This is a genomic window from Mesorhizobium mediterraneum, assembly GCF_002284565.1.
Lineage (GTDB): Bacteria > Pseudomonadota > Alphaproteobacteria > Rhizobiales > Rhizobiaceae > Mesorhizobium > Mesorhizobium mediterraneum.
The window spans coordinates 221,030-246,112 of record NZ_NPKI01000011.1 but is presented as its reverse complement, the minus strand read 5'-3'; the positions used below and the strand labels follow the sequence as shown (position 1 = coordinate 246,112).

The 25,083-nt window shown below is 62.4% G+C and carries 29 protein-coding genes and 1 pseudogene; 18 read left to right on the top strand and 12 right to left on the bottom strand.

Annotated features, from left to right (window positions below; translation table 11 throughout):
- Window positions 1-60 precede the first annotated feature (60 nt).
- From CIT25_RS06285 to CIT25_RS06250, 8 genes are all read right to left on the bottom strand, one after another.
- Window positions 61-1,407: an NAD(P)/FAD-dependent oxidoreductase gene (locus CIT25_RS06285; protein ID WP_095483687.1), complete on the bottom strand. Its 1,347-nt coding sequence runs from the start codon at window positions 1,405-1,407 to the stop codon at window positions 61-63.
- 92 nt (window positions 1,408-1,499) lie between these two features.
- Window positions 1,500-1,850, bottom strand: a complete 351-nt coding sequence (locus CIT25_RS06280) for a M20/M25/M40 family metallo-hydrolase (RefSeq protein WP_095483686.1) — start codon at window positions 1,848-1,850, stop codon at window positions 1,500-1,502.
- A 72-nt stretch (window positions 1,851-1,922) separates the two neighbouring features.
- A complete protein-coding gene (locus CIT25_RS06275) occupies window positions 1,923-2,678 on the bottom strand; it encodes a cyclase family protein (RefSeq protein WP_158302519.1) in 756 nt (251 codons plus the stop codon).
- 173 nt (window positions 2,679-2,851) lie between these two features.
- Window positions 2,852-3,286, bottom strand: a complete 435-nt coding sequence (locus CIT25_RS06270) for a type II 3-dehydroquinate dehydratase (protein WP_095483684.1) — start codon at window positions 3,284-3,286, stop codon at window positions 2,852-2,854.
- A 4-nt stretch (window positions 3,287-3,290) separates the two neighbouring features.
- Window positions 3,291-4,592 carry a TRAP transporter large permease gene (locus CIT25_RS06265; RefSeq protein ID WP_095483683.1) on the bottom strand — a complete coding sequence of 434 codons (1,302 nt, stop codon included), beginning with the start codon at window positions 4,590-4,592 and terminating at the stop codon, window positions 3,291-3,293.
- The gene (locus CIT25_RS06260) at window positions 4,589-5,107 is read right to left on the bottom strand and encodes a TRAP transporter small permease (RefSeq protein ID WP_095483993.1); all 519 of its coding nucleotides are present in this window, start codon (window positions 5,105-5,107) and stop codon (window positions 4,589-4,591) included. The genes CIT25_RS06265 and CIT25_RS06260 overlap by 4 nt, the downstream gene beginning before the upstream one ends.
- A gap of 79 nt (window positions 5,108-5,186) precedes the next feature.
- The gene (gene dctP, locus CIT25_RS06255) at window positions 5,187-6,173 is read right to left on the bottom strand and encodes a TRAP transporter substrate-binding protein DctP (protein WP_095483682.1); all 987 of its coding nucleotides are present in this window, start codon (window positions 6,171-6,173) and stop codon (window positions 5,187-5,189) included.
- A 48-nt stretch (window positions 6,174-6,221) separates the two neighbouring features.
- Window positions 6,222-7,130 carry a shikimate dehydrogenase gene (locus CIT25_RS06250; RefSeq protein WP_095483681.1) on the bottom strand — a complete coding sequence of 303 codons (909 nt, stop codon included), beginning with the start codon at window positions 7,128-7,130 and terminating at the stop codon, window positions 6,222-6,224.
- A gap of 177 nt (window positions 7,131-7,307) precedes the next feature.
- Here CIT25_RS06250 and CIT25_RS06245 point away from each other — a divergent pair, with 177 nt between their 5' ends.
- The 7 genes from CIT25_RS06245 to CIT25_RS06215 all read left to right on the top strand — a co-directional run bounded on the left by CIT25_RS06245 (window position 7,308) and on the right by CIT25_RS06215 (window position 13,593).
- Window positions 7,308-7,994 carry a TetR/AcrR family transcriptional regulator gene (locus CIT25_RS06245; protein WP_095483680.1) on the top strand — a complete coding sequence of 229 codons (687 nt, stop codon included), beginning with the start codon at window positions 7,308-7,310 and terminating at the stop codon, window positions 7,992-7,994.
- Between the two features lie 84 nt (window positions 7,995-8,078).
- Window positions 8,079-9,971, top strand: coding sequence for a bifunctional sugar phosphate isomerase/epimerase/4-hydroxyphenylpyruvate dioxygenase family protein (locus CIT25_RS06240; RefSeq protein WP_095483679.1), 1,893 nt, complete (start codon window positions 8,079-8,081; stop codon window positions 9,969-9,971).
- A gap of 5 nt (window positions 9,972-9,976) precedes the next feature.
- Window positions 9,977-10,777 carry a 3-oxoadipate enol-lactonase gene (gene pcaD / locus CIT25_RS06235; protein WP_095483678.1) on the top strand — a complete coding sequence of 267 codons (801 nt, stop codon included), beginning with the start codon at window positions 9,977-9,979 and terminating at the stop codon, window positions 10,775-10,777.
- A complete protein-coding gene (gene pcaC, locus CIT25_RS06230) occupies window positions 10,774-11,178 on the top strand; it encodes a 4-carboxymuconolactone decarboxylase (protein WP_095483677.1) in 405 nt (134 codons plus the stop codon). Before pcaD ends, pcaC begins: the two co-directional genes overlap by 4 nt.
- The gene (pcaH, locus tag CIT25_RS06225; protein WP_095483676.1) at window positions 11,175-11,933 is read left to right on the top strand and encodes a protocatechuate 3,4-dioxygenase subunit beta; all 759 of its coding nucleotides are present in this window, start codon (window positions 11,175-11,177) and stop codon (window positions 11,931-11,933) included. Before pcaC ends, pcaH begins: the two co-directional genes overlap by 4 nt.
- Window positions 11,933-12,547: a protocatechuate 3,4-dioxygenase subunit alpha gene (pcaG, locus tag CIT25_RS06220; RefSeq protein ID WP_095483675.1), complete on the top strand. Its 615-nt coding sequence runs from the start codon at window positions 11,933-11,935 to the stop codon at window positions 12,545-12,547. The genes pcaH and pcaG overlap by 1 nt, the downstream gene beginning before the upstream one ends.
- Window positions 12,544-13,593 (top strand): 3-carboxy-cis,cis-muconate cycloisomerase, encoded by a 1,050-nt coding sequence (locus CIT25_RS06215; RefSeq protein WP_095483674.1) that lies wholly within the window; start codon window positions 12,544-12,546, stop codon window positions 13,591-13,593. Before pcaG ends, CIT25_RS06215 begins: the two co-directional genes overlap by 4 nt.
- Here CIT25_RS06215 and CIT25_RS06210 read toward each other — a convergent pair.
- The 3 genes from CIT25_RS06210 to CIT25_RS06200 are packed head-to-tail and all read right to left on the bottom strand — an operon-like array spanning window position 13,590 to window position 15,304.
- Entirely contained in the window at window positions 13,590-13,898 is a 309-nt protein-coding gene (locus CIT25_RS06210) for a thiolase family protein (RefSeq protein WP_206072920.1), read from the bottom strand. The two genes, CIT25_RS06215 and CIT25_RS06210, sit on opposite strands and share 4 nt — an antisense overlap.
- 1 nt (window position 13,899) lies before the next feature.
- Entirely contained in the window at window positions 13,900-14,571 is a 672-nt protein-coding gene (locus tag CIT25_RS06205) for a 3-oxoacid CoA-transferase subunit B (protein ID WP_095483673.1), read from the bottom strand.
- Between the two features lies 1 nt (window position 14,572).
- The gene (locus tag CIT25_RS06200) at window positions 14,573-15,304 is read right to left on the bottom strand and encodes a 3-oxoacid CoA-transferase subunit A (RefSeq protein ID WP_095483672.1); all 732 of its coding nucleotides are present in this window, start codon (window positions 15,302-15,304) and stop codon (window positions 14,573-14,575) included.
- A gap of 138 nt (window positions 15,305-15,442) precedes the next feature.
- On the opposite strand from CIT25_RS06200, the gene CIT25_RS06195 reads away from it, so the two are divergent.
- The 3 genes and pseudogenes from CIT25_RS06195 to CIT25_RS06185 all read left to right on the top strand — a co-directional run.
- Window positions 15,443-16,204: an IclR family transcriptional regulator domain-containing protein gene (locus tag CIT25_RS06195; protein ID WP_095483671.1), complete on the top strand. Its 762-nt coding sequence runs from the start codon at window positions 15,443-15,445 to the stop codon at window positions 16,202-16,204.
- A gap of 121 nt (window positions 16,205-16,325) precedes the next feature.
- The gene (locus CIT25_RS38245; RefSeq protein ID WP_245467655.1) at window positions 16,326-16,499 is read left to right on the top strand and encodes a hypothetical protein; all 174 of its coding nucleotides are present in this window, start codon (window positions 16,326-16,328) and stop codon (window positions 16,497-16,499) included.
- 187 nt (window positions 16,500-16,686) lie between these two features.
- Window positions 16,687-17,013: pseudogene (locus CIT25_RS06185) on the top strand (type II toxin-antitoxin system VapC family toxin); the annotation flags it as partial.
- A 152-nt stretch (window positions 17,014-17,165) separates the two neighbouring features.
- On the opposite strand, the gene CIT25_RS06180 reads toward CIT25_RS06185, so the two are convergent.
- A complete protein-coding gene (locus tag CIT25_RS06180) occupies window positions 17,166-18,071 on the bottom strand; it encodes a LysR family transcriptional regulator (protein ID WP_095483669.1) in 906 nt (301 codons plus the stop codon).
- 135 nt (window positions 18,072-18,206) lie between these two features.
- Between CIT25_RS06180 and pxpA the strand changes: the two genes are divergently transcribed.
- The 8 genes from pxpA to CIT25_RS06140 all read left to right on the top strand — a co-directional run bounded on the left by pxpA (window position 18,207) and on the right by CIT25_RS06140 (window position 25,079).
- Window positions 18,207-18,929 carry a 5-oxoprolinase subunit PxpA gene (gene pxpA / locus CIT25_RS06175; RefSeq protein WP_095483992.1) on the top strand — a complete coding sequence of 241 codons (723 nt, stop codon included), beginning with the start codon at window positions 18,207-18,209 and terminating at the stop codon, window positions 18,927-18,929.
- A 66-nt stretch (window positions 18,930-18,995) separates the two neighbouring features.
- On the top strand, window positions 18,996-19,229 hold the full coding sequence (locus CIT25_RS06170) for an acetyl-CoA carboxylase (protein ID WP_013533152.1): 234 nt from the start codon (window positions 18,996-18,998) through the stop codon (window positions 19,227-19,229).
- A complete protein-coding gene (locus CIT25_RS06165; RefSeq protein ID WP_095483668.1) occupies window positions 19,229-20,593 on the top strand; it encodes an acetyl-CoA carboxylase biotin carboxylase subunit in 1,365 nt (454 codons plus the stop codon). The genes CIT25_RS06170 and CIT25_RS06165 overlap by 1 nt, the downstream gene beginning before the upstream one ends.
- Before the next feature lie 9 nt (window positions 20,594-20,602).
- Entirely contained in the window at window positions 20,603-21,478 is an 876-nt protein-coding gene (locus CIT25_RS06160) for a 5-oxoprolinase subunit B family protein (RefSeq protein WP_095483667.1), read from the top strand.
- The gene (locus tag CIT25_RS06155) at window positions 21,468-22,439 is read left to right on the top strand and encodes a 5-oxoprolinase subunit C family protein (RefSeq protein WP_095483666.1); all 972 of its coding nucleotides are present in this window, start codon (window positions 21,468-21,470) and stop codon (window positions 22,437-22,439) included. Before CIT25_RS06160 ends, CIT25_RS06155 begins: the two co-directional genes overlap by 11 nt.
- A 249-nt stretch (window positions 22,440-22,688) precedes the next feature.
- A complete protein-coding gene (locus CIT25_RS06150; protein WP_095483665.1) occupies window positions 22,689-23,441 on the top strand; it encodes an ABC transporter ATP-binding protein in 753 nt (250 codons plus the stop codon).
- Complete coding sequence (locus CIT25_RS06145; protein WP_013533157.1) at window positions 23,438-24,172, top strand: ABC transporter ATP-binding protein; 735 nt, start codon at window positions 23,438-23,440, stop codon at window positions 24,170-24,172. The genes CIT25_RS06150 and CIT25_RS06145 overlap by 4 nt, the downstream gene beginning before the upstream one ends.
- A 1-nt stretch (window position 24,173) precedes the next feature.
- Entirely contained in the window at window positions 24,174-25,079 is a 906-nt protein-coding gene (locus tag CIT25_RS06140; protein ID WP_095483664.1) for a branched-chain amino acid ABC transporter permease, read from the top strand.
- Window positions 25,080-25,083: the final 4 nt, after the last annotated feature.

Sequence of the window (25,083 nt, the reverse complement as noted above, 5' to 3'; positions counted from 1 at the left end):
GGGCACCATCATTCCGCCGGCGACATGCCTCAAGCACCGTCATTATGGTCGGTATGGGGGCTACAAGGCTGGCCCCAATCGGATCGGGCTGCCGTCGCTGAATCGCGAGATGCGGAACCGATTGAGGTTGTGGCCAACCTCATTACCCTGGATCAGGTCCGACACGACGCGGCCCATGCCGGGCCCGATGCCGAAACCGTGGCCGCTCATCCCGGTCGCAACGACGAGGCCTGGAATCTCGGCTACGCGGTCGACGATGGGCACCACGTCCGGCATCGCATCGATCATGCCCGCCCAGCTCGCCTTCAGCCGCACGTCCTTGACCTGAGGGAAAAGCTCCCTGAACCCGCGCTCGATCGAGCGGAGCCCGGAGGGTTCGGGAGCGGGGTTCAGGATGCGCATCCGCTCGAACGGACTTTCCTGGGTCGCGTCCCACTTGCGCGGCGTCGACCAGGCATCCGGATATCCCATTGGCGCCGCCGGCAGGTATCGCGTGCCCAGGGGATTTGCCCTCAAGGCGGGAACGTATTTGATCGCATGCCGGAATGCGTCCGGGCCGACATAGAGCTGGCTGGCACCGCCCGACGCGAGCGTATAGCCGCCATCCTGCCGCCGCCGGAAGGCGATGTGTTCGTCGGTGGCTGCCCCCGCATAGATCTCGGGCATCGGCTCGGTCGCGGCGACGGTCGACCTGACGCTGAGCTGCGGGATCGAGATGCCATGCGCGCGCAGGAAGAGCGATGTCCACGCGCCGCTGGCGACGAGAACATTCGAGGTAGCGATGCGGCCCTTCTCGGTCCAGACGCCGCTGATCCGACCGCCGGATCGGTCAAGCATCCGCGCCGCGCAATTCTCGATGATCGTGACGCCTTCCCGGGCGGCCAGGCGAGCGATCGCCGGCACGGCAACCCAAGGCTCGGCCCGCATGTCCGACGGGGTTATCATTCCGCCCTTGTAGCGCCGCGACATGGCGGGGATCAGATCCACGACCTCATTCGGGTCGAGGAGGCGTGTGTCGACACCGTGTGCGCCGGCGATCCGCACGAACGCAGCAAACGCGGCCATCTCCGTGTCGGTCCGCGCAAGGTATGTGATGCCGGTCTGCCTCAGACCGATATCCTCGCCGCACTCTTCGGCAAGTTGCTGCCAGAGTTGGCGCGCTTCGATCATGATCGGCAGTTCGTCAGCGTCGCGGCCTTGCTGCCGGATCCAACCCCAGTTGCGCGATGACTGCTCGGCCGCGATGCGGCCCTTCTCGACAAGCGTGACCGAGATGTTCCGTCGCGCCAGAAACAGTGCCGTCATCACGCCGATGATGCCTCCGCCAACGATCACGACGTCGGATGTCTTCGGCAGCAGCGCCTGAAACTGCACCGGGATGGCTTCGCTGAACGGGAAGGTTGTCAATGGCAGCCTGTCTTTCTCTTGGTCACATCGACACCTTATCCGCACACTTCTGCCGGCGGCATCGGTCGGCAGGACATCGCAGACGATCGCATTCAGCTGTTATCCAGACAGGCCGCCAGCGTCTCCGAGAATATCCGGATACCCACCGGAATCAGTTCGTCGCGGAAGTCATAATCAGGAGGATGGAACCGTGGCCAGTCGGGGCTGGACCCGAGAAAGAGCATCGCGGCCTTTGCGCCGCTCAGCCCGAACTGCCCGAAATCCTCCGAACCGACCGACGGCACCTTCTGGTCGCGCCGCCCAATACCCGCACGCTCCAATCCGTTGGCGAAGATAGCCGTCGCCTCGGGCTCGTTGATGGAATCGGCGAAGACGTCGTCATACTCGTGCGCGCAGAGGAGTCCGTGGTGATTGCGCTTGGTCTTCTTGGCGATCTGGGCCATCCAGCCCTCGATTTTTCAAACGGCTCTCAAGCCCGCAGATCGTCTTTTTACCGCAGTCGCCACCGGGTGGATCTAGAGAAGCGCGATCACCCGAGTCGGCCCGCCCGTCGCGCCCCTCACCTTCGGAATCCCGAGGAAGAGACGCGCCCCGACTTCAGGAATCGCGTCTAGATTTGCAAGGCACTCGACGCCCCAGCGACCGCTTCCAAGCCATTCGTAGTGGACGGGAAACGCCCCGCCCGAATTAAGCCCCGTGTCGAGGGAGAGGGTGTCGACCCCAATGCCCTTAACATTTCGCTCGCCTATCAGGAATTGCGCAGTCTCGACGTGAAAGCCGGGGGTATGATTTCTCTTCTCGCCGTCATTGCCGGTGAACTTTGGATCGTCCAGAAGCTTGTGCCATCCGGAATTCATCACCACACAGCATCCCTCCGGAAGAGGCCCGTTCTTTGCCTCCCACGCTTTGATATCGTCGGGGGTGAGAGATGTGTCCGCATTCTCGGCCGCCCGCGAAGCAATATTGATGACCGCGACAGGCACGATCAGGTCGGAGATGGGAATCAGATCGGCCGTCAAGCCATCGGCAGAAAAATGGATGGGCGCGTCCATATGGGTGCCACTGTGTTCGACGATCGTCCAGCGGTTCAGGTTCACCTTGTCCTTTGCGAAGGTGACCAAATGCTCGACGGTGAACCATTTCTCGCCGCTAAAGGTCGGAAACCCTTCATAGAGCGCGTGCGAAAGGTCGACCGTCTCGCTGAAGCTCGTTGGAGCGGCCTGGGCTTGTGGCGTGCCAGGAAACGCCGCGGCGGCGGCGCCGAGGCCCAAAGTGAAGCCGGTTTTGAGAAGACCTCTACGTGTGGCTTTCTCACAGATTGAATGCAGGCATCCCGGAGGGCACATGTTTTTTCCTTCCCATTGGCGATCTTGACGAGACGATTGTCGTACTATCCAGTTAGTATATTCCCGCTGCGGATTTCACGCCTTGCCTGTGGCCTTACCTAACCTTCCATCAGTTGCTTCAGCGAATTGACCGCGGTGGCGTATCCCCGCGGCCCCAAACCGGCGATGACCGCCGTCGCCACCGTCGAGACGAGCGATTTGTGATAGATTTCCTCGCGTCGGTGGATGTTGGAAATGTGGAGCTCAACGATCGGCCCAGGAAACATCTTGAGCGCGTCGAGGATGGCAATCGAGGTGAACGAGAAGCCCGCCGGGTTGATGATGATGCCGGCGCCGTCGTCGATCGCCTCGTGGATCCAGCCGACGATCTCACCCTCGAAATTCGACTGGTGAAAGCGGACTGGAAGCCCGTCTGCGGCCTTCCGGCACATCGTCTCGATCTCGGCAAGCGTCGTCGTCCCGTAGATTTCCGGCTCGCGGCTGCCCAAGCGATTGAGGTTTGGACCGTTGAGAACGAAGATTGGCTTGGTCATGGTCCTATCCTTGATAGCCCAGCAGGCGCGGCAGCCACAGCACCAGCGATGGGAAGAAGGTGATCAGCATCAGGGCGGCAATCATGGCGTAGAGAAACGGCATTACGTCATGCACCAGGTCGCGCAGCGGCACCTCTGCGATGCGGGTCATGATGAACAGCAGCAACCCGTATGGCGGGGTGACGAGGCCGAGCATGATGTTGACGACGACCATCACGCCGAAATGCACCATGTCGACACCGAGCGCCTTCGCCGTCGGAATCAGCACCGGCACGATCACCAGCAGAATAGTCGTGCCCTCCAGCACGCAGCCCAGGATCAGCAGCAGGATGTTGACGAGGATCAGGAAACCCATCGGCGAAAGATCCCAGGACTGCAGGATCACCGACAGGGACTGCGGAATGTTCTCAACCGTGACAACGTAGTTGAACACCAGGGCGCCGGCGATGAGCATGCCGATCGAGGCCGTGGTGCGGGCGCTGTTGAGAAGCGCATGGTAGAGCTGAACCGGCGTCACGCTGCGATAGATCGCGACCGAGATGAGCAGCGCGTAGCCGGCGGCGACCGCCGCAGCCTCGGTCGGGGTCATCACGCCGCCCCTTATGCCGACCAGCAGAACGACCGGCAGCATCAGCGCCGGAAACGCTCGCAAGGTGATCCCCGGAAATTCCCTGAGCGGCACCGGCTTCTCGACCGGAAAGTTCTTCCGGCGCGCATCGATGGCGACGATGATCATCTGCGACAGGGCGAGAAGAAGGCCCGGCACGATACCCGCAATGAAGAGGTAGCCGATGGATGCATCCGAGATCAGCGCATAGATGACCAGCGGAATTGACGGAGGAATGATCGGGCCGATCACGGAGGTGACGGCTGTCAGCGCAGCGGCATAGCTCGCCGGGTACTTGCCATCCTTGGTCATGAGCTGCTGCATCATCTTGCCGGTGCCCGCGGCGTCGGCAATGGCCGAGCCGGACATGCCGGCGAAGATGATCGACTGCAGCACGTTGACCTGCGCCAGGCCGCCGCGGAAACGGCCGACGACAGCGTTGCAGAATTGCAGCAGCCGGTCGGTCATTGTTCCGGCGTTCATCAACTCCGCGGCGAGAATGAACATCGGCACGGCAAGCAGAATGTAGCTCGTGTAGAGCCCGTTGAGGAGCTGCTCGGCGGACGTGCCCATGTCGAGCCCTGCTAGCCAGAGATAGAGGATCGACCCGGCGATCATCGAGTGACCGATCGGCAGGCCAAGCAGGGCCAGCGCTGTGATCGCAACGACCGACAGCGAAAAGGGACTCGCGAGGCTCATACGCCGGAACTCGCTTTCGTCGGGTCAAATTCCGCCGGCGCTTCGCCCCGGAGAGCACGCCACGCGAGCCATAGGTAGCGGGCAATCACGGCGACCACGAAGACGAGGTAGATCGAGAACAGCCAGTCGAAGCGTATCTTGAGGTAGGCGGTGCTCTCGACCTTCATGAAGGTCACATAGTCGAAGACGGCCGGAAAGGACCAGCCATAGAGCGCGACGAGAGCGATCGCGAAGGCGAGCGTCATCGCTCGCCTTATGTTCGGACCGACTGCGGCATAGAGGAGATCAAAACGGATTTCCTCTTCCTCACGAACGACGAACGCTGCGCCGAACAGCACAACCCAAATCCAGAGCACGACGGTGAGCTCGTTGCTCCAGCCGGTCGGCCAGTTGAGAAGGTAACGAAAAGCAACCTGCAGAAGAAACGCGGCGAACATGGCGCCGATTGCGATGGCGATGGCGTTCTCGGCGCGCCGGTATAGCCAGCCGCCGACCTTTCTCAATCCCGGGTTCATCATGCCTCCCTGGCGTCGTCTGGCTAAACGAGTTTGGGCCAGCCGGTCACAAGCGGACCGGCTGGCGAGTTTTGGCGCGTCAAAGCGCGTTGATCTTGTCGATCATCCCGGCCGGCCATTCCTTGGCGAGGTCAGAGGCAAGATATTGCTCCTGCACGTGCTTGCGGAATGCAGCGACGTCGGGCTCGTAGATCTTCAGGCCTTTGCCCTTGAATGTTTCAACGAGTTCCTTCTCGCGCGTCAGGTGTTTCTCTGTCGAGAAGTCGATCGCCTTGTCCGCCGCGGCCTGGACCTTTGCCTGCTTCTCGGCCCCCATCTCGTCCCACACCTTCTTCGAGATGCTGAGGAGGTCGAAGCCGACAAGGTGCGAGGTCAGCACGATCTGCGACATGACCTCGTAGAACTTCATGTTCTCGACGTTGGGCAGAGGGTTGTCCTGCCCATCGATCGCTCCTGTCTGCAGGCCAGTATAGACCTCTGCGTAGGCCATCGGCGTAGGATTCGCGCCGAGCGCCTGGCCGAGGAATTGCCAGGCGTCGCCACCCGGCATGCGCAGCTTGACGCCGGCCAAGTCGGCGGGAGTCTTGATTTCCTTATCGGGCTTCAGGCCGACCTGACGCAGGCCGAAATAGGTGGGGCCGAGCACCCTCACGCCGAGTTGGTCCTCGGTCATCTTCTTCAGCTCCGCGCCGGCGTCGCTGGCAAAGAAGGCCTTGAGATGCGCGGCGTCGCGGAACAGGTAGCCGACGGTGACGATAGACCAGGCCGGAATCTGCTTGGAGATGTCCTGCGGGGCGATGTTGCCCATTTCGAGGTTGCCGCGCTGGATGGCGACAAGCTCGGTGCCCTGCTTGAACAGGTTGCCGCCGTAGTAGCCCTCGAAAGCAAAGTCGTCCTTGATGGCGTCAGCGAACATTTTCATCATCTCAGCCCGGATGTCCTGTTCCGAGAACACGGCCGAGAAACGCAGCTTTGGTTTGTCCTGCGCGAAGGCGGGGACAGCGGTTCCGGCGGCAAATGCGCCGGCAGCGATCATAAACATGCGTCGGTTCATTTCAGCTTTCATGTCGATTTCCTCCCAGTGGTCTTCATGCGGCTATAGGCGTCATTGAGTTCATGCGGCGGCCTCGAAGTGATCTGCCATGGCGCGGCGGTCGGCCTTGCGCCCGGTGAAGAGCTCGAACGCGCGGACGGCCTGATAGATCGCCATGCCGATGCCCGGCAGCGTTCTGCAGCCGATCTTACGGGCCGCGATCAACAACTCCGTTTCCATCGGAAAATAGACTATGTCGGCGACCCATTTTTCGGCCGTCAGAAGAGCCGTGTCGAACGGTGTTCCGGGGTATTTCGCCATGCCCACCGGGGTCGTGTTGACGATGCCGTTTGCCATGCGCACCGCTGCGGCCAGGTCCGGCCACGCCTCGACGCGGCCGCCGAACAAGGCGCCCATGCGCGACGCAAGATCCGAGGCGCGATCGGGTTGGCTGTCGACGACGAACAGCCGGCCAACGCCCATCTCCATCAGCGCGTTTGCGACTGCGGCGCCCGCTCCGCCGGCGCCGAACATGGCGACACTGCCCATCGATGCGCCTGTCATCGCTTCGCGAAAACTCTCCGCGAAACCCCAGCCGTCGGTGTTGTGGCCTTCCTTGCGTCCGCCAGCGAACACGATCGTATTCACCGCGCCTATCGCGCGCGCTTCTGGCGACAGCGCATCGAGGACGGGAATAACAGCCTGTTTAAACGGATGAGTGACGTTGAGGCCCTGAAAGCCCGCAATTTGCGCCGCCGCGATCAAGTCGCCGATCGCCGCGTCCGGAAATCCGAGCCTGTCGAAATCGAGCAAAAGGTACGAATAGCCGATGCCAAGGCGCCGGGCTTCACGCTCATGCATGCCGGGAGTGCGCGAGGACTGAATGCCGCGTCCGACAAGGCCAATCACGACCTTTTCGCTGTCGCAGCTGGCGGCACCCTTGTGCTCGTCCGCAAGACGGCAAAGGAGGTCGACAAGGCTGTCGCCCATCTCCCGAGATTCCTCCCTGTGCGGGCCGCCTCCTGGCCCAAATGCGGCAATTCTTGGATCGCCCTTGTGTTCACGTCAAACGCGCCGGTAAATAAGTCCGTCGCGATTTGCGAATGATGTACTAACTGGTTAGTTTAGTCAATTGCCGGCTGGCGCCGGGGCGGGAACTCAAACTGCATGGCCGTTATCAAGAAGGAACGAAAGACGAAGCCGGACGCGGGCACGACGCGTATCCAGGACCCTGAGGGCACGCGCCGCAACATCCTGGAGATCGCCTCCAAGGAGTTTGCCCTGAACGGCTTGTCGGGCGCGCGCATAGACGAGATTGCGGCGCGCACACGCTTCAGCAAGCGCATGATCTACTACTACTTTGGTGACAAAGAGGGCCTCTACCTGCGCGCGCTCGAGAACGCGTATCGCCAGGTGCGCGAGGGCGAGGCCCAACTCGATATCGAAGGTTTGCCCCCCGTGGCGGCACTGACGCGCCTAGTGGAGTTCACGTTCGACCACCATCACCGACACGAGGAATTTATCCGCATGGTGATGATCGAGAACATCCATCACGGCCAATACCTCGAACAATCGGATGCGATCCGCGAACTGAACGTGACTGCGATCGACCATATCTCTCGCATCTATTCACGCGGTGTCGAAGAGGGGGTCTTCCGGCCGGGGCTCGACGCGGTCGAACTCCATTGGCAGGTAAGCGCGCTGTGCTTCTTCAACGTTTCCAACCGCGCCACCTTTTCGATGATCTTCGGACGCGACTTTGGCGCTCCGGCACAACTCGAGCGGCTCAAGCGCAACAGCGTGGAGATGCTGTTGCGCTTTGTCGCGAAGGACGAAGCTCCCGCAGAACGCTGAGCGCGCCAAAACTTGCGGTGCTGCCAGCGTTGCCTTAATTATGTACGAACTGGTTCGTTCATAACAACCAGGGAGGAGGCGCGTTTGAAGACTTCGATCGCGACGGTGTCGATCGCCGGTGACCTGGCGGAGAAATTCGCGGCAATTTCCGCCGCGGGCTTCGACGGTGTTGAAATCTTCGAGAACGATTTCCTCGCCTTTGACGGCTCACCGCGCGACGTCGGCCGAATGGCTGATGACGCAGGTTTGACCATAACGCTCTTCCAGCCGTTCAGGGACTTCGAGGGTTTGCCGGAGCCCCAGCGTAGCCGCGCCTTCGACCGTGCCGAGCGCAAGTTCGACGTCATGCAGGAACTCGGCACCGACCTGATGCTGGTATGCTCGTCGGTATCGCCGGTCTCGCTTGGCGGGATCGACCGGGCGGCCATGGACTTTCACGAGCTTGGCGAGCGCGCCGCCAAGCGCGGCCTGCGCGTCGGCTACGAGGCATTGGCCTGGGGGCGTCACGTCAACGATCATCGCGATGCGTGGGAAATCGTGCGCAGGACTGCGCATCCGAACATCGGGCTGGTTCTCGATTCTTTCCACACGCTAGCCCGCAGGATTGAGCTCGGCTCCATCCGTTCGATACCCGCCGACAAGATCTTCATTGTCCAACTCGCCGACGCGCCGTTGATCGAAATGGACTTGCTCTATTGGAGCCGGCACTTCCGCAACATGCCAGGCGAAGGCGATCTGCCGGTGCGACAGTTCATGCAGGCGGTCGCGGCAACCGGTTATGATGGCTATCTGTCGCTCGAGATTTTCAACGACCAGTTCCGTGGCGGGTCGGCAAAGGCGATCTCCGTCGACGGACGGCGTTCGCTCGTGTGGTTGATGGATCAGGTGCGGCGTGAAGAACCGGCACTTGACGTTGCTATCCCGCCCATGCCCGACCGCATCTCGGTTGGAGGGGTCGAGTTCATCGAGTTCGCGGCCGATCGCCAGGACGCCGGACAGCTTGGATCGCTGTTGCGCATGCTCGGCTTTGTCGAGGCCGGTCGACACGTCTCGAAGGACGTCACGCTCTACCGCCAGGGCGAGATCAATATTGTCATCAATACGGAGCGGCAGGGCTTCGCCCATTCTTCCTTTGTTGTCCATGGCACATCGGCATATGCGATGGGCCTGAAGGTCGAGGACGCCGCCGCCACGGTTGCGCGCGCCGAGGCGCTGGGCGCGGAGATCTTTCACCAGCGGGTCGGCCCTGGCGAGCTGTCGATCCCGGCGATCCGCGGCGTCGGTGGCGGACTGATCTACTTCCTCGACGCCAAGACCGACCTGGCGAAGGTCTGGGACATAGAGTTCACGCCGGTCATGCCGACAAGTTCCGGCAATGGCGTCGGCCTCACCCGCATCGATCATGTCGGGCAGACCATGGCACAGGAGGAGATGCCGAGCTGGCTGCTGTTCTATGTCTCGATCTTCAGGACGACCAAGACCCCTATGGTCGACATCGTCGATCCGGCCGGCCTCGTGCGCAGCCAGGTGATCGAAGGTCTGGACAAGCGCTTCCGCCTCACGCTGAACGGCGCCGAGAGTCACCGCACCCTGGCTGGCCATTTCATCGCCGAAACCTTTGGTTCCGGCGTCCAGCATTTCGCACTCGCGACCGATGACATCTTTGCGACGGCGGCGAAGCTGCAGGCCAACGGCTTCGAACCGCTTCAGATATCGATGAACTACTACGACGACGTAGAGGCGCGCTTCGGTTTGGATCCGGAGGTCGCCGATCGGTTGCGCTCAGCCAATATTCTTTATGACCGCGACGACAACGGCGAATTTTTTCAGCTCTATGCGCCGACATTCGGAGAGGGGTTCATTATCGAGTTTGTTGAACGGCGCAGCGCGTATGCAGGATATGGTGCGCCGAACGCACCATTCCGCATCGCCGCGCAAAAGCGGCTGATGCGGCCCAAAGGAATGCCAAAGATATGACCGCTATGAACTTTGCTCGCATCAACGACGCGACGATCCACTATCGGTATCGTCCCGCAGCTGGCAGGCCGACGGTCGTCTTCGCGAACTCGCTCGGCACGGATATGCGCATCTGGAACGAGGTCGAGCGAAGGCTCGCCAACGACTGCACGTTCGTTGCATTTGACAAGCGCGGACACGGTCTGAGCGAGCTGGGTGACGCGCCGCAAACAATCGAGACCCATGCGACGGACCTTGCAGGGCTGCTCGACCATCTTGGCGTAAAACGCGCTGTGATCTGCGGGCTTTCGATCGGCGGCGTCATTGCGCAATGCCTTTACAAGACGCGGCCGGATTTGATCGAGGGGTTGATCCTTTGCGATACGGCAGCGAAAATCGGCACGGCCGAGATGTGGAACGGGCGCATCAACGCGGCGCTGTCGGAGGGCATCGCGAGCTTTGCCGACGACGTGATGCGAAAATGGTTCACACCGGATTTCCATAAGAATCGCGGCGAGGAACTGGCCGGGTATAAAACGATGCTGACGCGCCAGGATCCGGCCGGCTACGCTGCTGCCTGCGCAGCTATCCGCGACGCCGATTTGACCGCTACGACCGCCGCGATCAAAGTGCCGACACTCTGCATTGTCGGCGATCAAGACGGATCGACGCCGCCTGAACTGGTGGAATCGCTGGCCCTCTCAATCCCCGCCTCACGGTTCGAGGTCATCGCCGGTGCGGGCCACATCCCATGCGTCGAGCAGCCGGGAAGGCTCGCAGGGCTGATCCGTGGCTTCCTGAACGACATGCGAAGGGAGCGCGAATGAGCAAGCAACAACACGGCGCCCGATACGTCGAAGGGATGACGACGCGCCGTTCGGTGCTGGGTGACGCCCATGTCGACCGCGCAGAGGCGGCCAAGACCGAATTTGACATTCCTTTCCAGGAACTGATCACGGAGGCTGCATGGAGCCACGTCTGGTCGCGGCCGAACATCACCAAGCGCGAGCGTTCTATGATCACCATCGCGCTGCTCGCCGCGCTGAAGCAGGATGAAGAAGTCGCGATGCATATCCGCGCCAGCGTCAATACCGGAGCGACGCGCGACGACATACGCGAGGCGCTACTGCATGTGGCAATCTATGCCGGCGTGCCGGCGGCAAATCACGCGATGAAGATCGCCAGGAAGACGTTCGACGAAATGGATGCTCAAGCCGGCAAATCATGACCAAGTCGCGCTTTCCCGCCAACCGCACGCCGGAAATCGGCGCCTTCTTTCAGCGCGACCGCAACTGGCATCCGCCGGCTTTCACGCCAGCCTACAAGACTTCGGTGCTGCGCTCGCCGCAACGGCCGCTTCTTTCCCTCGACAACACCCTGTCGGAGCTTACGGGGCCGGTCTTCGGCCACAATATTCTCGGTGAGCTGGACAATGACCTCATATACAATTTTGCCGGGCCGGGCGAAAGCGCGATCGGGCCGCGCATCCTCGTCTATGGCCGCGTACTCGATGAGCGCGGCATCGGCGTCGCCGGTGCGCTGCTGGAGATATGGCAGGCCAACGCAGGCGGACGCTACCGACACAAGAAGGAAACCTATCTCGCGCCGCTCGATCCGAACTTCGGCGGCTGCGGCCGCACCATCACCGGCGAGGATGGCTCCTATTGTTTCCGCACGGTCCAGCCGGGGCCATATCCCTGGCCCAACGGACCCAACGACTGGCGCCCAGCCCACATCCATTTCTCGATCTTCGGGCACGGCTTCGCGCAGCGCTTGATCACCCAGATGTATTTCGAGGGCGACCCGATGATCTGGAGGTGCCCGATCGTGCGGACCATCAACGACCGCCGCGCTATTGAAGGCCTCACCGCCGCGCTCGACATGGAGGCAACGATGCCGATGGATGCGCGGGCATACAAATTCGACATCGTGCTGCGCGGCCGCCGCTCGACGCCGTTCGAAAACCGCATCGAGGGCAGCTGATGGTCCAGGGTCTCAGCCGGCTGAAGGAAAGCGCCTCGCAGACTGCGGGACCTTACGTCCATATAGGGCTGACGCCCAACTTTGTCGGCATCTCGGGCGTCTATGAACGCGACCTTGGCGCCGCGATGGTCGCCGACAAGACCAAGGGCGAGCGCATCAGGGTCAACATCCGGGTGATCGACGGCGCCGGCTCGCCGCTGAAAGACGCGCTTGTGGAGATCTGGCAGGCGGACGCCGCCGGCATCTACAATTCGCCCTCGGATCTGCGTGGCTCCGCCGACCCGAATTTTACCGGCTGGGGCCGGCTGCCCACCGACATGACGACGGGCGAATGCATGTTCGAGACCATCAAACCCGGTCGCGTGCCCTTTTTTGACGGCCGCAAGATGGCGCCGCATTTGACAGTCTGGATCGTCGCGCGTGGCATCAACATTGGCCTTCACACCCGCATGTATTTCGGCGACGAGGAAACGGCCAACGCCGAGGATCCCGTCCTGATGCGTATTGAGCAAAGAGAGCGCGTGTCAACGCTGGTCGCGCCGCGCGATGGCGACATCTATAAGTTCGACATTCATCTTCAGGGCATGAACGAGACGGTCTTCTTCGACATATGATCGCAGCATTCGACAGTCCCCTCCTGTCCGGGCTTCTCGGCGATGAGAAGATGGCGACGCTGCTCGGCGTCGAGGCCGAACTTGCGACGATGCTGCAATTCGAGAAAGCGCTCGCCGACGCAGAGGGTGCGCTCGGCATCGTCCCCGCGGCTGCAGCAAGCGCAATCGGACGCGTCCTCGACAACTTCCAGCCGGAAATCCCGGCCCTGAGGGACGCGACAGCGCGCGACGGCGTCATGGTGCCGGAGCTGGTGCGGCAGATCAGGCATGCCGTGGGAGAGCCGCATTCGGAGCATGTGCATTTCGGTGCGACCAGCCAGGACGTGATCGACACGGCCATGATCCTGCGAATTCGCGCCTGTATCGACCTGTTGGAAGAACGGCTTTCGGCACTGGTGGTCGCCTTTGCCGATCTCGGTCATCGGTTTGGCGATCGCCCGCTGATGGCCCGAACCCGAATGCAGGCAGCGATCCCGATTTCCGTAGCCGACCGCGTCACAAGCTGGCGCGAACCGCTCGTGCGCCACCACGAGCGGCTTCAATCGATGCGAAGATCGGTTCTCGTCATCCAGTTCGGCGGCGCCGTCGGGACACTCGAGAAGTTCGCAGACAAGGGAGCCGCCGTCCGTGCCGCGGTGGCCGAGCGGCTGAGCCTCGGCGACGCGCCGCAATGGCACAGCCAGCGCGACCGCATCGCTGAGCTGGCCAACTGGCTGTCGCTTGTGACGGGCGGCCTCGGCAAGCTCGGGCAGGACATTGCGCTGATGGCGCAGGCAGGCGACGAGCTGCAACTGGCGGGCGGCGGTTCATCGTCCGCCATGGCGCACAAGCGCAATCCCATCGATGCCGAGATGCTGGTGACGCTCGCCCGCTACAACGCCGTCCAGCTCTCGGGGATGCATCATGCGCTCGTCCACGAGCAGGAGCGCTCTGGCGCCGCCTGGACGCTGGAATGGTTGATCCTGCCGCAGATGCTCATGGCGGCTGGAGCATCGACCTGTGTCGCGGACAGGCTGCTGAGCAACATTACGGCGATCGGAGCCTAGAGCGGGATGCATTCAAATTGAACTGGGCGTCCCGCTCTATCTATTTGTTTTAGCTGCATTTCTGCGACGCCAATTGATTCCACTTGGCTGCAAAATGCTCGCGCCACGTTGCGATTGTCTTCGCCCGCCTGATTGGCGCAGCCGAAGATCACATCGTCCACGGCCTCCCAATCGACGCCGCCGTTGCGCGCTAGCAACGCCTTGAGCGGAATGGCGCCAAGATCGTCGGCCCGTACCGAAGAGAATGCCCCGCCAAAGCGGCCGATCGGCGTGCGGATATAGTCGCAAATGGAAACGTCCGTCATCCTAGAGTTCCGGGACGATCAGGTCGGCAACAGTGCCGGTCACCAGCAATTCGGCGCCAGTGACGGACTGCAGATCATCGAGGGACAATGCGGGCAGCTTCTCGCGCATGACGAAGCGCCCGCCCTCGATGTCGATCACCGCAAGCGAGGTATAGACGCGCGTCACGCAGCCGACGCCGGTCAGAGGCAGGGTGCAGCGCCTCAGAAGCTTCGGCTTGCCGTCTTTCGTCACGTGATCGGTAATCACCGCAACGCGCCGGGCGCCATGGACGAGGTCCATCGCGCCGCCTACCGCTGGCACCCCATTTGGCCCTGTCGACCAGTTGGCGAGGTCGCCACTCTCGGCTACCTCATAGGCGCCGAGGATCGCCACATCCAGATGGCCGCCCCGCACCATGGCGAAGCTGTCCGCGTGGTGGAAGAACGCGGCGCCAGGCTTCAGCGTCACCGCCTTCTTGCCGGCATTGATTAGATCCCAGTCCTCTTCGTCTTTCGGCGGAGGCTCGCCGAAGTTCAGGATGCCGTTTTCGGTGTGAAAGATCGCCTCCCGACCGGGCGGCTGATACTGCGCCACCTTCTCGGGAAAGCCGATGCCGAGATTGACATAGGCGCCGTCCTGAATGTCCTGCGCGGCGCGCCAGGCGATCTGGTTGTTGGTCAGCTTCACAATCATCTCAGGCAATTTCCGGATAGACGGCGTTCGCGCGGTTCAGATCTTCTTCCTGCCGCGGATGGGCGACCGCGACCACCTTCTGGACGAAGATGCCGGGGGTGATGACGATTTCGGGGTCGATCCCTCCCGCCGGCACGATCCGCGTCGCCTGCACGACGGTCTCCGCCGCCGCCATGCACATCAGCGGATTGAAGTTCCTCGCGGCCGCCCGATAGGTGAGATTGCCATGGGCGTCGGCAATCTCCGCCTTCACGAGCGCTACATCGCACTTCAGCCAGCGTTCCTGCACATAGCACCGTCCGTCGAATTCAGCGACCGGCTTGCCCTTCGCGAGATCCGTTCCGTAGGACGTCGGCGTATAGAAGGCCGGGATTCCTGCCCCACCCGCGCGGATGCGCTCGGCAAGCGTGCCCTGCGGCACCAGCTCCAGCTCGATCTTCCCGGACAGATAGAGATCGGTGAACACCACCGGATCAGCAGAGCGCGGGAAGGAGCAGATCAGCTTCTTCACCATCCCGGCCCCGATCAGCGCGGCGAGGCCGACATGGCCGTTGCCCGCATTGTTGTTGATGATCGTCAGGTCCTTCGGGTGCCCCGTGGTGCGGAAACGGTCGATGAGCGCGTGGATCAACTCGATGGGCGAACCCGCCCCCCCAAAGCCTCCGATCATCACGGTCATGCCGTCTCCGATCCCCGCCACCGCCGTGGCGGGGTCTGCGACTGTCTTGTCCATCCGAGTTCCTCTCAGTTCCGTGGCACAAAACGCCTGCGGCAAAGCGAGGGATAGGCCCGGCCCGAGCTTCCGTCCATTCAGCTTGTGCGATATGAAGCATTTGTTCGCATATCGCTCAACATTGACGTAAGAAGCAGCATGACCGTGTCCGAACGCGACCTGATGGGCGGCCTCGCCAAGGGCCTGGCTGTGATCGAGACGTTCAGCCCCAACCACCCGCGCCAGTCGATCTCCAAGGTCGCGGCGGCCACCGGGCTAGATCGGGCGACGACACGGCGGTGCCTGCTGACGCTCGCACATCTCGGCTATGCCGATTATGACGGGAAGTTCTTCACGCTGACCCCGCGCGTGCTGCGGCTGGGCACGGCTTGCCTCGCCACCATGCCGCTGCCGCAACTCGTGCAGCCGTTGCTCGACCAGTTGTCCGACGAGATCGGGGAAAGCTCCTCGGTCTCGATCCTCGATGGCGCCGAGATCGTCTATGTCGCCCGCGCGGCGCAGCGAAAGGTGATGTCGATCACGTTGATGCCCGGCTCGCGCCTGCCGGCCTATTGCACCTCGATGGGCCGTGTGCTGCTCGCCGCCCTGCCCGAGGCCCAGGCGCGGGAGCGGCTCGGTTCCGTCCCCCTGCCCCGTCGCACCCCGCATACGCTTACGGAGCCCGAGGCGGTCATGGCCGAGCTGGCTCGCGTTCGGGCAGAAGGCTATGCCGTCATCGACCAAGAGGTCGAGGTCGGCCTCCGCTCCATCGCGGTTCCCCTGGTGACGGCACGCCGTGTCATCGTCGCTGCCGTCAATCTCGGGTTGCCGGCCCGCAGCGAGCCGATCGAAGAGCTCGCAGCGCGCTATCTCTCGGCGCTTCAGACCGTCAGCTCGAGAATGCAGGAAATCCTACGCTGAACATGGTCGCGCAATGGTTCAGCCCGGACGACCGCGCCGGCGGGCGCGGAACCAACTCGCGACGCCTGTAGCGTGGCTCGCCAGTGGGAAGCCGCTCCCAGGCGCCTCCTGGCGGGAAGCGATGGCGCCGCTCGACGCGCAGAGCTGCGCCATGTCGATGTCGGTGAAGCGGAACGAGGCGGATCTCGTCGACAACGAGAAGGCGGCGACCGGTGGCGCAGCGCTTACCGAGGTCAGCGAGGACACAGTCATCGCTGACTGCACACCCAGTCCGGGATCAACGATCCGTCACTAGTCCAACTGTGTACATCACGGAGTTCGCAGGAAGTTTGATCGATCATCATATTACATCTCCTAAAGACTCACGGGCTTTGTGCTGGCGAGCGATCAGGGGCGTGCATCGCGAAGCGTGCAATTTGGAGGACAGCTTGTTCTCCGTCACGGCAGTAGGTTCGCAGGATGGAATGGGCTGAAGAACCCCGCTTCTGATCAGCGACTGGACCATCACCGAGATGTCCTCGGCGATGGCTATCAAGCTGCGGACCGGGCAGGTCAACCTGGAGCAGCACGCGGCGGCGCTCGCCATGTTCAACAAGCTGATCACCGAGAGCTTCAACGTGCTGCCAGTGACGGGCGGGCATTTCCGGGCGGCGGCGAAGTTCGCCGATCAGCATACGCTCGGACTTCGCGCCGGCGATGCTCTGCATCTAGCGACAGCGTCGGAGCATGGCGCCACGGTACACACGCTCGACCAGCGGCTTGCCGAGGCCGGTCCGATGCTCGGCGTGCCGACGCAGCTGCTGGCATGATCCAGCCCTCCTGCCCCGCCGACCATGCCGGGCGCCCGTGGCTGGTGACTGGACCGATGAGCAGAAGGACGCGATCGTCGCGGACTATTTCACGACCATCCGCTGTCCAACCAGCGAGCCTGAGGTAGAGCGTCTGTCTGACGGGCCGGCGGTTAGCCGCCGCCGCCCATGGTCACGGACATGAAGGCCCGGAAGGCCGCTGCCGCCGGGTCGATTGGTCTGTCACGCGACCAGGCCAGGCCGACATCCATAGTGGGGATCGGCTCGACAAGCCCGCGCACTTCGATGCGCTGCCCCTCCAGGGACCAGGGGCGGTAAACCATGTCGGACAGGACAGTGACCCCCATGCCGGCAGCCACGAGCGACCGCACGGCCTCGACCGAACTGGTGGTAAGGACGGCGCGGAGCGAAAGGCCCGCGGCATCCCAGTAACGGGCGGCCGTCGTGCGTGCCTCGTCCACCGTCAGCATGACATAATCTTCCGCCGCCACATCGGCGAGGCTGATTTCCTGCCGCGCGAGCAGATGATGATCAGCCGAAAGCCAGAGCCGGCGGTTCGACCGCATCAAGACCTCCTGCGCCAATTCCTCGGTGTGCTCCAGGTTGGACACCAGCATCACGGCCATGTCGATGTCCCCGCACATCAAGCCGCTTTCGAGAGCGTCTCGGGGCAGTTCCAGCACCTCGACCTCGATTTCGGGATAGGTCTTTCGAAACCGCGCGTAGTGGCGCGACATGTAGTAGCCGACGACCGTGTAGGTCATGCCCAGCCGCAGCTTGCCCGCCAGGCCTTTCCTATCGCGCAACGGGCTTCGGACGGCGGCCGCGACGGCCCCGGTGATAACACGCGCATGTTCAAGAAACCGCGCGCCCTCCATCGTCAATCTTACGCCAGCGTGGTTACGCTCCAAAAGCCGTACGCCCAGGTCAGCCTCAAGCGTCTTTATCGCCGCAGTGACCGCCGATTGTGAGATGTTGAGTTCCACCGCGGCATGACTGACCTGTCCGCTCTCGGCGGTCGCGATAAAATAATCAAGCTGTTTCAAGGTGATGGTCATGGTGCGCTCCGGCCCAGAACCATTATCTGTTTTTTTGATATGACAATCAATAAACTACTATTTCACAAATGCCCGCGCATGCGCAAAAAATGCTGCAACGCCGCAAAGACGGCAGCTTCGAGGGGTAACAATGCGATGGCGGTGACGCTAAACTGCGACATGGGCGAAAGCTTTGGCCTCTACAAGGTTGGTGATGATGTGGGCATGATGCCGATCATCGACGTTGCCAATGTCGCCTGTGGTTTTCACGCTTCCGATCCGGATCACATGCACGCCGCCGTCCGCAGCGCCAAGGCGAGTGGCGTAAAGATCGGCGCCCATCCAGGCTTGCCGGACATTCAGGGTTTCGGCCGGCGCGAGATGCGGCTGACCCGCGACGAAGTCAGGAACACCATCATTTACCAGGTGGGAGCGCTTGCCGGATTCCTCAAGGCCGAGGGTGTGGAACTCCACCATATCAAGCCGCATGGCAGCCTTTACTTCATGGCAATGCAGCAGGAGGCAATCGCCCATGGCGTGTGCGACGCGGCAGAGGTTTTCGGCGTACCCCTCTTCGGCATGACGGGCACCCTGCACGAGGAGATCTATCAAGAGCGCGGTATCCCATTCGTCGCCGAGTTCTATGCCGATCTCGACTACGATGCCTCCGGCAAGCTGATTCTGACACGCGTTCATGACGCTAAGGACCCCGCAGAGATGGCCGAGCGTTGCGTGCGCGCCATCAGCGAGGGTGAGGGCACCGCAGAGGACGGCAGTTTCTTCCCTGTACGCTGCGAAACCATCTGCGTGCATTCCGATACGCCGAACGCCATCGAAATAGCCAGGGCCGTGCGCACTGCAATCGCCCCTTGGCACTGAAGTCGACCGAAACCGCCCGCGCAGGCGGTTACAAATTAGCCTGTCAGCAGTTTTCCGGAGCTTTTTATGGCCCAGATCCTTTCGCCTCTTCCCGGCACTTTTTATCGGAGCGCTTCGCCAGACCAGCCGCCCTACAAGGCGGATGGCGACGCGGTTTCTGCCGGAGACGTAATCGGTCTCATCGAAGTGATGAAGTCGTTCCACGAAGTGAGGGCCGAGACGGCCGGTACGAACATCCGCTTCATTGCCGACAATGAGGACCCCATCATGGCCGGCGCACCTATTGCGGATCTCGACTGATGCTGAAAAAGCTTCTGGTTGCCAACCGGGGCGAGATAGCGGTCAGGATCATCCGGGCCGCACAAGATCTGGGCATCGCCACCGTGGCGGTGTACTCGGCCGCAGACGCGGGATCGCTCCACGTCCAGCTTGCAGACGAAGCGGTCAACATCGGCCCACCGGCAGCAAAGAAGTCCTATCTCAACGTCGAAGCAATTCTGAAGGCTGCCCGCGACACCGGTTGCGACAGCGTTCATCCTGGCTATGGTTTCCTTGCCGAGAATGCCGCGTTTTCCGACGCGGTCACAGGCGCTGGATTGGTCTTCGTCGGCCCGTCGGGAGATGCGATCCGGATGATGGGAGACAAGGTCTCGGCGCGATCGGCCGCTGCCGCTGCAGGTGTCCCTGTGGTGCCTGGCTCGGCTGGCCGGGTCGAGGGCCTCAAGGCTGGCCACGAGGTGCTGACCGAAACCGGTTTTCCGGTGATGATCAAGGCTGCGGCGGGCGGCGGCGGGCGGGGCATCCGCATTGCGAACTCGCTCGCAGAGTTCGAACAAGCCTTTCCTCAGGCCGAAGCAGAAGCTCTCGCCGCCTTTGGCGACGGTGGTCTCTACATGGAAAAGGTGATCGGCAAGGCCCGCCATATCGAAGTGCAGGTACTGGCAGACGGAAGCGATGCCATCCACTGCTACGAGCGGGAGTGCTCGCTGCAGCGGCGACGCCAGAAGGTTTGGGAGGAGGCGCCGTCGCGCGCACTTTCCGACAGGCTGCGCGAGGAGCTCTGCGCTTCGGCGGTCGCTTTGGCCAAGGCGGTCAAATACTCTGGTGCCGGCACGGTGGAGTATCTTTATGACGATGAAGCAGACCGCTTTTACTTCATCGAGATGAACACCCGTATCCAGGTTGAGCACCCGGTCACCGAGGCGATCACCGGCATCGACCTCGTTGCGGAGATGCTTCGCATCGCCGGCGGCGAGAAGCTGCGGATTCGGCAAGGCGATGTCTCCGTCAAGGGGCATGCGATCGAAGTCCGGCTCAATGCCGAAGACCCGGCGAAGGAGTTCGCTCCATTCCCCGGGCAGGTGGCCGAGCTTCGCATTCCCGGCGGTCCGGGCGTACGCTTCGATTCGATGCTCTACCAAGGCTATCAGGTGCCGCCCTTTTATGACTCGCTGCTTGCCAAGCTGATCGTGCATGCAGAGACGCGCGAGGCGGCGATAGTGCGCCTGATCCGCGCGCTCAACGAGTTGAAGATCGGCGGGCTCAATACCACCAAGCCGCTGTTTCTTGCGCTGGCCGCCGATCCGGCGGTGCGGGCGGGAGACGTGCATACCCGCTGGCTGGAAGGCTGGCTCATCGAAAACGCCGCAGCATTGGCGGGTTAAGGAGGATCGATGTCGATACGATTCAACTTCGGCGGTGACGAACATATCTTCGGCGAGGTGTCCGAGGAAATGTCGCTCACCTCCTTCTTTACCGGCCTTTCGATGACCAATGCGGTGCGTACGGCAGGCATCCGAGGTGTCACCGAGATCTGCCCAGCCAACGCCAGCTTCCAGATTCGCTTCAACCCCGACATCGTCAAGCCCCAGGATTTGCTCAGCGAACTGAAGTCGATGGAAGAGGCGGCCTCAAAGGCGGACCCGGTGCTGAAGACCCGGATCATCGAACTGCCGGTTTATTTCCAGGATCCGTGGACGCGTGAAACCTGCTTGCGCTTCCGCGAGCGCCATCAGGACCCGTCCTCCACCGATCTTGAATATTCGGCACGCATCAACGGCTACGCCACGGTGGAAGAGTTTATCGCTGCCTATTCCGGCCAGCCCTGGTTCGTATCCATGGTCGGCTTCGTCGCTGGACTGCCCTTCCTGTACCAGATGGTTGAGCGCAAGAAACAGATTCAGGCGCCGAAATACTTGCGTCCACGCACCGACACTCCCAAGCTCACCATTGGCCATGGCGGCTGCTTTGCAGCGATCTATTCGGTGCGCGGCGCTGGCGGCTACCAGATGTATGGCATAACCCCGGCCCCGATCTACGACCCGACCAGGAAGGTGCGCTACCTCTCCGATGATATGTGCCTGTTCAAGCCAGGCGACATCGTCAAGTTCAAGGCCATTGGCCGCGATGACTACGACGCCACGCTGGAGGAAATCGAAGCCAATCGGTGGCAGCCGACGGTTCGCGATTGCACCTTCAGCCTAAAGGACTTCAACAGCGATATTTACGGCACCAATGCAAAGCTGATGGAGCTTATCAATGGCCGTTAAGGTAATCTCTCCCGGCCTGTCCACTTCCGTGCAGGACCTTGGCCGACCAGGCCACTATCATGTTGGCATTCCCGAAGGCGGCGGCATGGACCGCTTTGCCACACGCATCGCAAACCTGCTTGTCGGCAACGATCCGGATGCTGCGGTGCTCGAAGCCACCTTCATGGGCCCCGAACTCGAATTCACCCAATCCGCAATCATCGCCGTCACGGGAGGAGACCTCCCACCCAAACTTAATGGCGAGGAACGGCCGACCTGGGAAAGTTTTCCGGTGAAGGCGGGTGACCGGCTTTCCTTCGGCTTCCTCAAGGGCGGCGCGCGCGCTTATCTGGCCGTCTCCGGCGGCATCGACGTACCGGTGGTTCTCGGTTCGCGCTCAACTTACATTCTGGGCGCACTCGGCGGCCATCAGGGCCGCACGCTGAAGGCGGGCGATGAGCTTCCCGTCGGCGAAGGTTCCGGCAAAGCCGGTCTTTCGCTGCCTGCAAATCTGCGCCGCGCGCGGAGTAGTTTGGCGGAACTGAGAATGCTGCCCGGCATGTACTGGCATCGGATCACTGAAGCTGCCGGCAACCGGTTCTTTGAGGAAACCTGGAAGGTCGCGCCCGAAGCTGACCGCATCGGCTATCGCTTCCGTGGCGGAACGGCGCTGGAGTTCGTTGAGCGCGAGCAGCCTTTCGGTGCAGGCTCCGACCCCTCGAACATCGTCGATGCCTGCTATCCTTATGGATCCGTCCAGGTGCCGAGCGGCACAGAGCCGATCGTCCTTCACCGGGACGCAGTTTCGGGTGGCGGGTACATGATGCTGGGCGTGGTAATATCGGCCGACATGGACCTGATCGCCCAGCTCCAGCCGCACACCCCGGCGCGCTTCGTTCCGGTAACGCTGGAAGACGCGCTTGCCGCGCGAACCGAACAGCGCGCCGCGCTGGCGCGTGCTGAAGGGCATCTGGCCGGCTGACGTCAGCCGGGAAAATGCCGGCGGAGGAGCCGGAGGCGAGGAGATCGGTCGGCCAAAACCGACCGCGCGTGGCGGAAGACAAAATCCGGTGCGCGAAACGACAAGACGACGCCGGGCAACGGCGTGAATTTGGCATCCAAGCAGTCCGCTAGAGACCGCCGGAACCGACAGGGGAAGACATTTGCAACGTGACTGGCCGCAAGGCTGGATGCTTCGCGCCTTTCCGTCGGTAAAAAGAAGGAAAGGGACATGAGTCATCTGAGCGCGGAGAACGTCTCGGTATCGTTTGCGGGGCTGAAGGCCCTGTCATCGGTAGACCTCCAAATCACGCCCGGCCGCATCAGTGGCCTTATCGGCCCGAATGGCGCCGGCAAGACCACACTCGTCAACGTGCTGACCGGCTTCCAGGCACCAACGGAAGGCACCATCAAGCTCGACGGGGCAGCACTCACGGGTCTCAAGCCGCATCAGGTCCGGCGGCGCGGCATCGCCCGCACCTTCCAGGGTGGGCGGCTCTTCCGCGACCTGCCTGTGCTGGACAACCTGGAGGTAACCGGCGTTGGTCTGGGAATGAGCCGGCGCGCTGCCATCGCCGAAGCGGAAGCGATGCTAGACTGGATAGGCATCGGTGCGCTGGGCACCCGCATCGCCGGGACGTTGCCATATACGGACGAGCGCCGCGTCGCCATTGGCCGCGCCCTGATGGGACGGCCCGCATACATCCTGCTCGACGAGCCCGCGGCTGGCATGAGCGCGCTGGAGGCGCGGGAGCTGTCGGCCCTGATAAGACACATCGCCGCCGATCTCGGCTGCGGTGTCCTGCTCATCGAGCACAATGTCGGGCTGGTGCTCGGCCTTTGCGAGCATATCGTCGTGCTCGATTCCGGAGCGATCATCGAGGAAGGCCCGCCTGCCGCGATCCGCGACAGCGAGAAGGTGCGCCACGCCTATATGGGCACGGCCGCGAACACCGACCTGCCTGTGCTGGAGGCGATGGAATGAGCCTGCTCGCCCTTTCCGATATCACCATCCGCTACAGCCGTCTCACGGCGGTCCGCAATGTCTCCTTCTCCATGGACGAGGGAGAGATCCTGTTCATCACCGGCCCGAACGGAGCCGGGAAGTCTTCACTGCTGCGCGCGATCGCCGGTGTTACGCCGGTTGCGGGCGGCCGAATCGATCTTGCAGGTCATGAGATCACCGGCCAGGCGCCGGAGAACATCGCCCGGCTCGGATTCTCCATGGTGCCGGAGGGGCGCGATGTCTTCGGCTCGCTGACGACCGAAGAGAACCTCCTGGTCGGAACTGGCATGCACGCCCGCGAACGCGGCTGGCGCAGCCGAGCTGCCGACGAGCTCGAAGCCGTCTACGCAACCTTCCCGATGCTGAAAGAGAGGCGGCACGGGCAGGCGGGATTGCTGTCCGGCGGGCAGCAGCAAATGCTGGTCATCGGACGCGCGCTGATGACCAATCCGCGGCTTGTAGCCATCGACGAGCCTTCGCTGGGCCTCGCCCCCAACATCAACGACCAGGTCTACGAGCGGCTGATCGCGCTGCGTGCGCAGCGCCAGCTCACGCTCCTGATCGTTGAGCAGAGCTCGGCCCGGGCGATGATGGTGGGCGGGCGGATGATCCTGATGCGTGGCGGACAGATCGTGCTCGATGGCGACGCCCGGACGCTCGGCAACGGCGAGGCGATCCAGGCTGCTTATTTCGGTTACGAGGACAATTGAGATGCTTCAGATCCTGTTCGACGCACTCTCGCTTGGTTCGCTCTACGCGCTCGGGGCGCTCGGCATTGCCCTCATCTTCGGCGTCATGCGGCTCGTGAACTTCGCGCATGGCGACGTCATCGCGTTCTGCGTCTTCGCCCTGTTGTGGCCGTCTACGGACGCAATGGCCATCGTCTTCGCCGGCCAATTGCCGTGGTACCTGCTGGTGCCCTTCGTGCTCCTCTGCGGGGCCGGGCTGTCGGTGCTGTGCGAAATCGTCGTCTTCAGGCGGTTCCGCCAGGCAAATCCGGCAACCATGATGATCGCCTCCTTCGCGCTCGGTTTCGTAATTCGCTACTTCCTGCTCATGCTTTTCTCCAGTCGGCCGAAATCGATCTCGCTGTTGCCCGAACTGTCCCAACCGGTGGAGATCCTTGGTGCCCGGCTTCCCCTCCTCCAGCTCATAACGATCGTCACTACGATGGTCATCCTGATCGGCCTGACACTGTTCCTGCGTCAAACCCGCTTCGGCCTGGAGATGCGGGCGGCGGCCGAGAACTTCTCGATGGCCCGCATGCTGGGTGTGCGTGCGAACCGGGTTATCATGGGAGCGTTCGCCCTCTCCGGCGCGTTGGCCGCAGCCATTGCGCTGATCTTTGGCGCCCAGACAGGCACGCTGGACATCCAGATGGGCGCCTCGATCATGTTGATGGCCTTCATCGCCACCGTCATTGGCGGCCTCGGCAGCCTCGGGGGGGCCGTGCTCGCCGGCTTCCTGCTGGGTGCCGCCTCGGTGATCATGCAGGTCATGCTGCCCATCGACGCCCGGCCATTCCGCGATGCCTTTGTCTATGGAGCGGTCATCCTCGTTCTCCTCTTCCGCCCGCAAGGGCTCATTGCCGCGCGCGGCACCAAGGAAAGGGTCTGATTTC

Bases quoted from the DNA above. Each gene is read 5' to 3' on its own strand.
- CIT25_RS06205 (WP_095483673.1), bottom strand. From the start codon at position 14,571: ATGATTGTGAAGCTGACCAACAACCAGATCGCCTGGCGCGCCGCGCAG.
- dctP (WP_095483682.1), bottom strand. From the start codon at position 6,173: ATGAAAGCTGAAATGAACCGACGCATGTTTATGATCGCTGCCGGCGCA.
- CIT25_RS06195 (WP_095483671.1), top strand. From the start codon at position 15,443: ATGACCGTGTCCGAACGCGACCTGATGGGCGGCCTCGCCAAGGGCCTG.
- CIT25_RS06165 (WP_095483668.1), top strand. From the start codon at position 19,229: ATGCTGAAAAAGCTTCTGGTTGCCAACCGGGGCGAGATAGCGGTCAGG.
- CIT25_RS06260 (WP_095483993.1), bottom strand. From the start codon at position 5,107: ATGAACCCGGGATTGAGAAAGGTCGGCGGCTGGCTATACCGGCGCGCC.
- CIT25_RS06245 (WP_095483680.1), top strand. From the start codon at position 7,308: ATGGCCGTTATCAAGAAGGAACGAAAGACGAAGCCGGACGCGGGCACG.
- pcaC (WP_095483677.1), top strand. From the start codon at position 10,774: ATGAGCAAGCAACAACACGGCGCCCGATACGTCGAAGGGATGACGACG.
- CIT25_RS06180 (WP_095483669.1), bottom strand. From the start codon at position 18,071: ATGACCATCACCTTGAAACAGCTTGATTATTTTATCGCGACCGCCGAG.
- CIT25_RS06280 (WP_095483686.1), bottom strand. From the start codon at position 1,850: ATGGCCCAGATCGCCAAGAAGACCAAGCGCAATCACCACGGACTCCTC.
- CIT25_RS06265 (WP_095483683.1), bottom strand. From the start codon at position 4,592: ATGAGCCTCGCGAGTCCCTTTTCGCTGTCGGTCGTTGCGATCACAGCG.
- CIT25_RS06160 (WP_095483667.1), top strand. From the start codon at position 20,603: ATGTCGATACGATTCAACTTCGGCGGTGACGAACATATCTTCGGCGAG.
- CIT25_RS06170 (WP_013533152.1), top strand. From the start codon at position 18,996: ATGGCCCAGATCCTTTCGCCTCTTCCCGGCACTTTTTATCGGAGCGCT.
- CIT25_RS38245 (WP_245467655.1), top strand. From the start codon at position 16,326: ATGGCGCCGCTCGACGCGCAGAGCTGCGCCATGTCGATGTCGGTGAAG.
- CIT25_RS06145 (WP_013533157.1), top strand. From the start codon at position 23,438: ATGAGCCTGCTCGCCCTTTCCGATATCACCATCCGCTACAGCCGTCTC.
- CIT25_RS06215 (WP_095483674.1), top strand. From the start codon at position 12,544: ATGATCGCAGCATTCGACAGTCCCCTCCTGTCCGGGCTTCTCGGCGAT.
- CIT25_RS06250 (WP_095483681.1), bottom strand. From the start codon at position 7,130: ATGGGCGACAGCCTTGTCGACCTCCTTTGCCGTCTTGCGGACGAGCAC.
- pxpA (WP_095483992.1), top strand. From the start codon at position 18,207: ATGGCGGTGACGCTAAACTGCGACATGGGCGAAAGCTTTGGCCTCTAC.
- CIT25_RS06150 (WP_095483665.1), top strand. From the start codon at position 22,689: ATGAGTCATCTGAGCGCGGAGAACGTCTCGGTATCGTTTGCGGGGCTG.
- CIT25_RS06155 (WP_095483666.1), top strand. From the start codon at position 21,468: ATGGCCGTTAAGGTAATCTCTCCCGGCCTGTCCACTTCCGTGCAGGAC.
- pcaH (WP_095483676.1), top strand. From the start codon at position 11,175: ATGACCAAGTCGCGCTTTCCCGCCAACCGCACGCCGGAAATCGGCGCC.
- pcaG (WP_095483675.1), top strand. From the start codon at position 11,933: ATGGTCCAGGGTCTCAGCCGGCTGAAGGAAAGCGCCTCGCAGACTGCG.
- CIT25_RS06210 (WP_206072920.1), bottom strand. From the start codon at position 13,898: ATGACGGACGTTTCCATTTGCGACTATATCCGCACGCCGATCGGCCGC.
- CIT25_RS06270 (WP_095483684.1), bottom strand. From the start codon at position 3,286: ATGACCAAGCCAATCTTCGTTCTCAACGGTCCAAACCTCAATCGCTTG.
- CIT25_RS06200 (WP_095483672.1), bottom strand. From the start codon at position 15,304: ATGGACAAGACAGTCGCAGACCCCGCCACGGCGGTGGCGGGGATCGGA.
- pcaD (WP_095483678.1), top strand. From the start codon at position 9,977: ATGAACTTTGCTCGCATCAACGACGCGACGATCCACTATCGGTATCGT.
- CIT25_RS06140 (WP_095483664.1), top strand. From the start codon at position 24,174: ATGCTTCAGATCCTGTTCGACGCACTCTCGCTTGGTTCGCTCTACGCG.